This is a genomic window from Paenibacillus sp. J22P143 (assembly GCF_059692035.1).
In genome coordinates this window covers 41,022-49,903 of sequence record NZ_JCAUAQ010000030.1, presented here as the reverse complement: position 1 = coordinate 49,903, position 8,882 = coordinate 41,022, and the positions used below count along the sequence as shown (strand labels likewise).

7 protein-coding genes and 1 other RNA gene are annotated in these 8,882 nt (G+C 46.4%); 5 read left to right on the top strand and 3 right to left on the bottom strand.

Annotated elements, in window-relative coordinates:
* Positions 1–177: 177 nt before the first annotated feature.
* The 5 genes from AC58PQ_RS25940 to AC58PQ_RS25920 all read left to right on the top strand — a co-directional run bounded on the left by AC58PQ_RS25940 (position 178) and on the right by AC58PQ_RS25920 (position 4,323).
* Complete coding sequence (locus AC58PQ_RS25940) at positions 178–654, top strand: recombinase family protein (RefSeq protein ID WP_497246677.1); 477 nt, start codon at positions 178–180, stop codon at positions 652–654.
* Positions 655–732: 78 nt separating this feature from the next.
* On the top strand, positions 733–1,686 hold the full coding sequence (locus AC58PQ_RS25935) for a hypothetical protein (RefSeq protein ID WP_497246675.1): 954 nt from the start codon (positions 733–735) through the stop codon (positions 1,684–1,686).
* A gap of 5 nt (positions 1,687–1,691) precedes the next feature.
* Positions 1,692–1,814, top strand: a complete 123-nt coding sequence (locus tag AC58PQ_RS25930) for a hypothetical protein (protein ID WP_497246673.1) — start codon at positions 1,692–1,694, stop codon at positions 1,812–1,814.
* A 102-nt stretch (positions 1,815–1,916) separates the two neighbouring features.
* On the top strand, positions 1,917–3,518 hold the full coding sequence (locus AC58PQ_RS25925; protein ID WP_497246671.1) for a recombinase family protein: 1,602 nt from the start codon (positions 1,917–1,919) through the stop codon (positions 3,516–3,518).
* A 130-nt stretch (positions 3,519–3,648) separates the two neighbouring features.
* Complete coding sequence (locus AC58PQ_RS25920; RefSeq protein ID WP_497246669.1) at positions 3,649–4,323, top strand: hypothetical protein; 675 nt, start codon at positions 3,649–3,651, stop codon at positions 4,321–4,323.
* A 188-nt stretch (positions 4,324–4,511) separates the two neighbouring features.
* On the opposite strand, the gene ssrA is transcribed toward AC58PQ_RS25920, so the two are convergent.
* From ssrA to rnr, 3 genes are all read right to left on the bottom strand, one after another.
* Positions 4,512–4,876, bottom strand: a transfer-messenger RNA (tmRNA) gene (ssrA, locus tag AC58PQ_RS25915).
* Between the two features lie 164 nt (positions 4,877–5,040).
* Positions 5,041–5,523, bottom strand: coding sequence for an SsrA-binding protein SmpB (smpB, locus tag AC58PQ_RS25910; protein ID WP_057310204.1), 483 nt, complete (start codon positions 5,521–5,523; stop codon positions 5,041–5,043).
* A gap of 97 nt (positions 5,524–5,620) precedes the next feature.
* Entirely contained in the window at positions 5,621–8,800 is a 3,180-nt protein-coding gene (rnr, locus tag AC58PQ_RS25905; RefSeq protein ID WP_497246667.1) for a ribonuclease R, read from the bottom strand.
* Between the last annotated feature and the right edge of the window lie 82 nt (positions 8,801–8,882).

The window sequence follows — 8,882 nt, the reverse complement described above, 5'->3', positions numbered from 1 at the left end:
GTTTGATGGTTGCTCGACACTTCCATTTTACCAAGTTTTGGTTTCTTTTTGTTTGAATAAATTATGACAAAGGGGCTTCCCTAAGGTCTATTGACCTTTTGGGACAGCCCCATTTTTGTGTTTTCAGCAACAGAGCGCACTGAGCCTGAGACTCCTCACGGGATGCTACTGGAAGGGATGCTGGAGGTCATATCCGAGTTTTACAATGTCAATCTGTCCTTTGAGACACGGAAAGGAATGCGTGAGAACGCTGAACAAGGCTTCCATTGTGGCGGCCGTGCACCATTCGGTTATCGTCTTTTAAGGACAGGTAGCAAGGTGAACTATGTACTAGGGCCTGGAGAGGAAGTGAAGATTATCAAGCAGATATTTAGCATGGCGGCAGAAGGGATGGGCGGAAAGCGAATTGCTCGGATACTTAACGAACAAGGGATTCCTGTTGGCCGCAAATGGACGCCATCGACTGTCCTTTCCATCTTGGGTAATCATGCTTACCTAGGGCATCGAACGTGGAATAAAAAATCGGAGGTGAACGGCCGCAAAAACCCTCAGGCTGAATGGATAGTCACGAAAGACTGTCACTCAGCAGTGATAGAGGCGCAGCTGTGGCACCGAGCTCAAGCCCAGCTCAGTAATAGAAGAAAAAACGTGTAAGTTACATTTGCGCATCAAAACACCATTGTTTAGTCCCCCCTCTCATTCTAAGATAGAGTCATCAGGAGGGGATTTGGGATGAACCGCAAGCAGCTATTAGCTAGAGCTATAGAAGAGGGTATACCAATTACAGAGAGCAAATTACGTAGGTATATACATCTCGGCTTAATTGTTTCTGAGATTAAAGGCCGAGGACGTGCAAGAGGAACATCTGCTTTCTATACTGAGCGCACGTTAGACACACTTAAGGAAATCCATCGCTTATCAGGTATCAAACAAGAATCACTGATTTTCACTTTGTTCTGGAATGGTTACCCTGTAGCGTGGGACAAGCTTAAAGAGGCTTTACGAAGCTTTGTTTCAACAATAGAATCGACCTTTGTAGATGCTGTGACAGCGGTATCTGACCCTGATATTACTGAGTACGCTATTCGTGAACTTGCAAAAGAAGCCCTTCCTCCAAAAAGACCTGGTAGACCATCAAAAGAAAATGAGTCTGAAATGGAGCAGATCTATCTTCAACAACTGAAACATACAGAAGGAATGCTTAAGTTTGTTACTGACCTCGGCACACATAGGATGCTAACATTAGGCAACCTCATTAGTTTCTTTGATATTAATGAAGTTGCTGTACCTGCTGACCCACAAACTCTATTTAGCGAGTCGATTAAATGGACAAATCTAGATCGTATGTTCACATCCGTACTTCAAACAGAGGAACGGGATTTCATTGAGGTGACAGAAATCATCCATACTTTGAGATGGTATTGGAATGAATTAAAGGGAACGATCAATGATTCTGCAGCAAATCCTTATTTCACGCAACTTTTTGATTTGTTGGACGAGCACTATCCTGGAGGATTCGTTGCTGAAAACACTTCGTTGATAAAGTACATATTACTTGTCCTATTAGTACTGAAACAGCAGATGCCAATCAAGGACTTTCTTCAGTCAGAACAGTCTAAAGTGATATTCAGTTTAATTTGCCAACAACTTGATTCAGTTGAATTAACTCTTACTGAAGGGAGGTGATCACAGTGAGCAAAATCGGAATTGCAATAGGTGGAGGGGAAGCATTCAGCTTGCCAAGTGTTTTTGTCGGACTCATCATCGCCCTAGCAATAATCGGCTTTAAGACTGTCTATAAAAGCGTTAGATAATCTTATACTGGAACTCAATAAACCAAGCATTATGCAGGTACGCCTTAACGGTGTACCTGCTTTTTTTATGCCCAAAAACCACTATACAAGGAGCTGTTATCAATGAAAGTAGCCATTTATGTCCGAGTATCTTCAGACCGTCAAGCCGAGAAGGAACTATCCATTCCTGCACAAATCAAAGCCATCCAACGATACTGCCAGGAGCACGGGCACATTATCACTAATGAGTTTATAGAGAAAGGAAAGTCAGCCAAGACAGATGATCGCGAAGAGTTCCAAAAGATGATCGCTATTGCCAAACGTAGCAATCGACCATTCGACGCTATCCTAGTTCATAAGTTTGACCGTTTCTCCCGTAAGAGAGACGATCACGTAATATACAAGGCTCTACTGTCTCAAGTCGGCGTCAAAGTCATATCCATTACCGAGCGAACAGAAGCAGAAACGCCGCAGGACAGGCTCCTAGAGGGCATGTTAGAGGTTATGTCGGAATTCTTCAACGCCAACCTCGCTAAAGAAGTAACTAAAGGAATGACGCAGAACGCAAAACAAGGATATAGCAATGGCGGTACACCTCCCTATGGCTATAGGACGGAGCATGTAGCGTTCGGCAACCAAAAGACCAAGGCAGTATGGGTACTTGGCCCGCGGGAAGAAATCGACATAATACGTTGGATCTTCAATCAATACGCTTACGAGAACACAGGGTACAAGAAGATTTCAAACTTGCTCAATGAGAAAGGAGTGCCCACGCAGAAAGGTGGTCAGTGGTCGGCAAGTACCATCCGTGCCATCATCTTCAACGAAGCATATATTGGACGGCGATGCTGGAATAAGCAGGAGTATCAAACGAAAGGAGTTAAATGGAGGGATCGCTCTGAATGGGTTATAACGGAAAATGCGCATCCTGCAACCATTACAAAGGAGCTATTTGAACTATGCCAGACTAAGGCTAAGGATCGTCATAAAGGCGGCGGACAAACCCATAATCCTTTTCAAACCAAGCCTCACTCCCCTTTTTGGATGAGAGGCTTTTTATATTGCGATAAATGCGGTTCAAGAATGGTCGGTAACTCAACATCTACCACAAAGGTTCATGGTGGGCAGAAGTATTACCTATGTGGTGGATATATGCGTAAAGGGAAAGCATTCTGTCAGTATGTAGGTTGGAGGAAGGAGACACTGGAGAACCTTGTATCGAACAAACTACGCACCACACTTGTTCGATTGATTCTGAATGACCAGTTTGAAGAGACAATATTGCAATACCGTAGAGAATACCAGGAGAATGCCTCAACAGACGCTCTCGAAGCGGAAATCCATTTCCTTGAGAAGCGCATCAAGCAAATGGAACAAGAACTAGCCTATGGCCGCGGCAAAGCTTACTACTTAGATGCTGTTGCTGAAATGAAGCAAGAACTGCAACTTAAGGAATCTGAACTTGCCGCACTAAGCCAGTCAGTAAAATCAGAGAACTTACCAGAACACCACATGCTTACTTTGAAGGAAGACATCAGAAGGCTCATTAGCTTGCTGGATGACGATTCTCCGAGTCCACAGTCTTTACATGAATCTGCTCCCAAGTTCATAACAAGCGTCGTAGTTCATCGGGAGACGAAAATCGTCCATATCATGTTCCAGATTAAGTCGGATGAAGAGGTTTTGTATCAAAAGATATTAGTTACCGAATGGCCTAACAAGTAACCGTAGAACACGAGATGAGAGCTGTCTCTTGCATGACGGCTCTCACAAAAAGCTACTCTTCATTTAATGTTGTTGTTTCTTGGAATATAATAATATGGAGTTAACATTCTGATATTAGGGGACTGTAGGTATGAGAAAAATTAAATTTATAGTTTATGTAAAAGAAATCCCTAGTTTTGTTAAAGGTGCCACAGTGGTATCGCTTTTATCACTTCTTATTTTGAAACTGTGGTTATTTAAGATACCTGCTATTTTCCCAGGGGCTGATGACCTCGGAGATTTATATTATGAACTTTGTCTGGCAACCGCGGGTGCTGTTATCTTCTATATTGGCGTCAACCATATACCAAGTATACAAAAAAAGAAAAAACTATATGTATATATCAATAACATGATAGTTGGAAGTGTCAGCAAAACATTAATTCGTCTTTCATCTGTAATTACAGGGGATTATGGGCATGACCTAACATTAGAAAGCATATTAGCTGCTTGTAGAGTCATTGACCCGCGCAAGGAATGTACTATAGACCAAATTAAATACCCAAACTGGTATGTAGCAATTGATCGTTACTATGATGAAATGCACGAACATATCCGAGACTTACTGTTGCTTAGTGAAACACTTAGCTCTGAGATGCTTGAAGCTATCACAAATTTAGAAAACCAGTCTAATATATTTAATATTGCACGTGGAAAGTATGCAGGAAATGATTCTCTAGAAATGTGGGGACACTCGCTCCATTCTTGTCATTTGGCTTATAACAAACTATACGGTCAACTTCGCAAGGATTTCAACGGCTACTGATCGCCCTGTAACTCGTATTACATTGTGCCCTTTTACGGCACTTAATATAGTATGAGAGACTTGATAGGATTCATCGTTATGAGAGCCACTAAAGCCGATTACAGCAAGCTATACAGCCACCATGAATAGTACGAAACTGCCGATAAAATGAAAAAGAGAGAGCCCAAAAGCGAGCTCTCTCAAAATCTGTATGGAGGTGAGGGGAGTCGAACCCCTGTCCGAAAATATTGCCACACAGGCATCTACGGGTGTAGTCACAGTTTTGATGTCACCCGAGCATCGCCCCGTAACCGGCTATGCGTTGGGTCAGCCTGATTGTCTTCCTACGTCCGACCCCAGGCGGAGACCAAACGTCGTATCCCACTATAGTTGAGCCCCTATCCCAGTCACATGGGCGATGCTGAGTAGAAGCACGCTAACAGGTTATTAAGCTGCTAAAGCGTAGTTGTTTTGTGTTTTGCCATTTAATAGGCTTTAGCGTTTTAAAGTGGACGCGGCCCCACTACCCGCAACCCGCGCTCAAACTATCCCCGTCGAATCCAAGAACACCCCCGGATTGCCTTCGTAACCGCCATAGCGGTGAAGGTTAAAAGGACAAGCTGTAGAGCCAAGTTACACTTGAAATCTCTTCGTTACATTTACTAGTATACCATATGCATCGGCAAAATGAACACTATGTTCATGGAAGACAAGGTGTTACCTTCCAATACAACCAAGTTATCTAGCAATCTTCTGCTTCTCACGCAATGCGCGTTGAATATCGCGTTGTGCGTCTTTCTTAGCAGCGGACTCACGCTTGTCGTATTGTTTCTTCCCTTTACCAATACCGATGAGCAGCTTGGCGTAGCCGTTACGGATATACACCTTCAAAGGAACGACGGTGTAACCTTCTTGCTTCGCTTGGCCTAGTATTTTGGCGATTTGCACCTTTTTCAAAAGCAGTTTTCGCGTCCGAGTTGGATCCTCCGGATTGCTGCGATTGCCTTGATCGAAAGGACTAATATGCATATTGTGTACAAAAGCTTCGCCGTTCCGAATCGTCGAAAAGCTGTCGCCAATGTTGGCTTTACCTGCCCGTAAGGATTTGATCTCCGTGCCGGTCAGGACAAGACCGCATTCATATGTATCTTCAATGAAATAGTCGTGTGAAGCCTTTTTATTCTGGGCGAGTAATTTGCCATCAGCCTTTTTAGTTGCCACGTGAGATCCTCCTCCCGCACGCTAAAATGCAGGTAAATCTTGCTACAATGTGCAACCTATTGTAGCAAGATCAAGCCCGAAAAGCAAGAACCGGCGACTATCTCCGCCGCTTCTTGCTACCATCGCCGTCGTCACTCCGACGACGTCCACCCTTGGCGAGCGCGTTCACGCCGCTCGCCCAATCCATGCCGCTGCGCTCCGCAGCAGCGCCACCGCCACCGCCCGCTTGGGCTTCGCCACCAAGCGAAACCCCACGGCCACGCTCGCCGCCGCGGCCAACCCCACTGTCAGTCCGCCCTGCGCCGACTGCCTGCAACCGCTGGCTCAAGCTGCCGCCTTCGCCAATCTTACCGCCTCGGCCGCCACGTTTGTCACTCCAAGGCGTGCTTCCACCTTTACCACGGCGCGACTTTCCTTGACCTGCCGCATTCCCTTGGAAGGCCCCGCCTTGGCCTTCTCCAATCCCTGCAATGCTCTCCGCTTTGCCATCTCCGCTTCCAGAAAAGCCCTCTGCTCTTCCTTGACCTTGACCTTGACCTTGACCTCTTCCTTGTCCTTGTCCTTGTCCTCGTCCTTGACCTTGACCTTGACCTTGACCTCTTCCTTGTCCTTGTCCTTGGCCTCCGCCTTGCCCTCTGCCTCTGGATCTTCTACGACCTTGCTCTGTTCCTGCGGTTCCTTCTGTTCCACCAGCACCCTCAGACTTCCCGCGAGCCGCCATCTCAATCCGACGAGCAGCGCCATTGTCGGCACGTCCACGCTTCTTCCCTTGACCTGTCCCTGAGTCTCCTCGGTTTCCTTGATCTACTGCACCTGAGTCTCCACGTTCTTGCCCTGGAACTACCTCGCCTTGCCCAACCACAGGCTGCGTCTTAGCAAAGCCGCCTTTCCCTTTGTATCCGCCTTTGCCCTTTACTGGTCTGCCATCAGTTCCGCCCTTGCCCTTTTCTGACCTGCCGCCTGTTCCACCTTTACCTGTTTCGGGTCTACCGTCCGTTCTACCCCTGCCTCTATCGGATCCGTTCTTATCTTTTCCTCCAGCACCAGGTTTACCACGGAAGCCTTTAAACCCGCCTGCGCCATTGAACTTCCCACCACCGCCGCCACCGCGGTTATATCCGCCCTCTTTACGAGGCTTCATATCCAGCAATTCAAAATCAATCGTATGCTCATCCATATTCACACGCGCGACCCGCACCTTAATGCTGTCACCAAGACGATAAATTTTGGATGTACGTTCACCGATTAATGCATGCTGCTTCTCATGATGATTATAGTAATCATCGGTCAAATCACTCAAGCGGATTAAACCTTCAACCGTGTTATCCAGCTCAATAAACATTCCAAAGCCCGTCACGCTCGAGATAATACCCTCGAACTCTTCACCAACTTTATCCAGCATGTACTGGGCTTTCTTCAATGCTTCCGTATCACGTTCTGCGTCTACAGCAATGCGCTCCCGCTCGGAGGACTGCTGTGCAATATCATTCATACGCGAAGCTAAATAATCATGGCGCTGATCCGTTAACGTGCCACCGTTCTCCAGCACTTCACGAATAACACGATGAATAACCAAATCCGGATAACGACGAATCGGTGACGTAAAATGAGAATAGAACTCCGCTGCTAGGCCAAAATGCCCCAAACTCTGCGCATCATACTTAGCCTGCTTCATCGAGCGCAGCATCACTTTACTAATCACGGTCTCTTCCGGAGATCCCTTGATATCTTCTAATAACGCCTGCAAGGAACGCGCATGGATCGCTCCACCCTTACCTCCTCGCATCGCATAGCCAAACGTCGTGACAAACTCCATAAAGTTCATCAGCTTCTCAGGATCCGGATCTTCATGGATCCGATACAAGAACGGCACTTTCAACCATGAGAAATGCTCCGCAACGGTCTCATTCGCGGCTAGCATGAACTCTTCGATCATCATTTCAGCGACGGAGCGCTCTCTTTTGACAATATCAGTAGGCTTACCGTCAGCATCGACAAGGATCTTGGACTCTTCGAAGTCAAAATCAATCGCTCCACGCTTCATCCGCCTGGAACGCAGTCTAGCCGCGAGTTCTTCCATCCGTTTGAAGTCTTCCATTAAATACGCGTATTTCTCCACGATTTCTGGCTCTGCTTCACCGGTCAGCAGCTTGCGTACATTCGTATAGGTCATCCGTTCACTTGTTTTGATCACACTGGTAAAAATCTCATGGTTAACGACCTTCAAATCCTGGTCAAATTCCATCTCACAAGACATCGTCAACCGGTCTACACGAGGATTCAAGGAACAAATCCCGTTCGATAAACGGTGCGGCAACATTGGAATAACACGATCGGTCAAATACACGGAGCATCCGCGATTGTAGGCCTCAATATCAAGCGCAGTACCTTCCCGCACGTAGTAACTGACATCCGCAATATGCACGCCTAGGCGAACATTCCCATTTTCCAAAAGCTCCACATTAACCGCATCATCCAAATCCTTCGCATCTTCGCCATCGATAGTTACAATGGTTTTCGCACGAAGATCACGACGGCCTTGACCGATGATTTCTTCTTCCGTAATCGAATCTGGTGCTGCATCTGCTTCCGCCAAAACTTCCGCTTGGAATGCCTCAGGCAGTTGGTGTTTACGTATTATGGCCAAAATATCAACACCTGGATCATCCTTATGACCAAGGATTTCGATAACTTCACCTTCTGCCGCGGACCGTCCCTCTGGATAGTTCACAATCTTCACAACGACCTTCTGGCCCGAGACGGCCCCCATAAAAGCATGCTGCGGGATGAAAATATCCCGTGACACCCGCTTGTCATCCGCAATGACGAAGGCATACGTTTCTTGGCTTTGAAAAACACCCACAATTTGCGAATTCGCCCGCGTAATAACCCGTACGACTTCACCTTCCAGACGACCCCCGCCTTGGCTCCGCGCTGTTACTTTCACGAAAACAACATCGCCGTTCATCGCCGTATTCAGGTCGTGCGCATTGATGTATACGTCCGGGTGCTCGCGATCTTCAGGAATGAGGAATGCAAAGCCTTTCGCATGAGCCTGCAGCTTACCTCGCACCAAATTCATCCGTTCCGGGACGCCATAACGATCATTGGGGCTCCTTACGATATGACCGCTTTCTTCTAATTGATTGAGCTTTTTAATAAAATCTTTAAACTCATTCGCGCTTACAATCCCAAAATGCTTCTCAAGCTCTTTATAAGACATAGGCTTATACGCCTCTTCTTGCATCAAACTAATAATCTCTTTGTCTGTTATCATTCTCATATCACCTTCTTGTTGTTGTTGAACAAGCTTTCTCTATCGCCGTATCCGTTTCCTTCACTCCATAGTATGTCACTTC

Coding starts and splice junctions, on each gene's coding strand:
- AC58PQ_RS25940 (WP_497246677.1), top strand. CDS start 178: ATGCTGGAGGTCATATCCGAGTTTTACAATGTCAATCTGTCCTTTGAG.
- AC58PQ_RS25935 (WP_497246675.1), top strand. CDS start 733: ATGAACCGCAAGCAGCTATTAGCTAGAGCTATAGAAGAGGGTATACCA.
- AC58PQ_RS25925 (WP_497246671.1), top strand. CDS start 1,917: ATGAAAGTAGCCATTTATGTCCGAGTATCTTCAGACCGTCAAGCCGAG.
- AC58PQ_RS25920 (WP_497246669.1), top strand. CDS start 3,649: ATGAGAAAAATTAAATTTATAGTTTATGTAAAAGAAATCCCTAGTTTT.
- rnr (WP_497246667.1), bottom strand. CDS start 8,800: ATGATAACAGACAAAGAGATTATTAGTTTGATGCAAGAAGAGGCGTAT.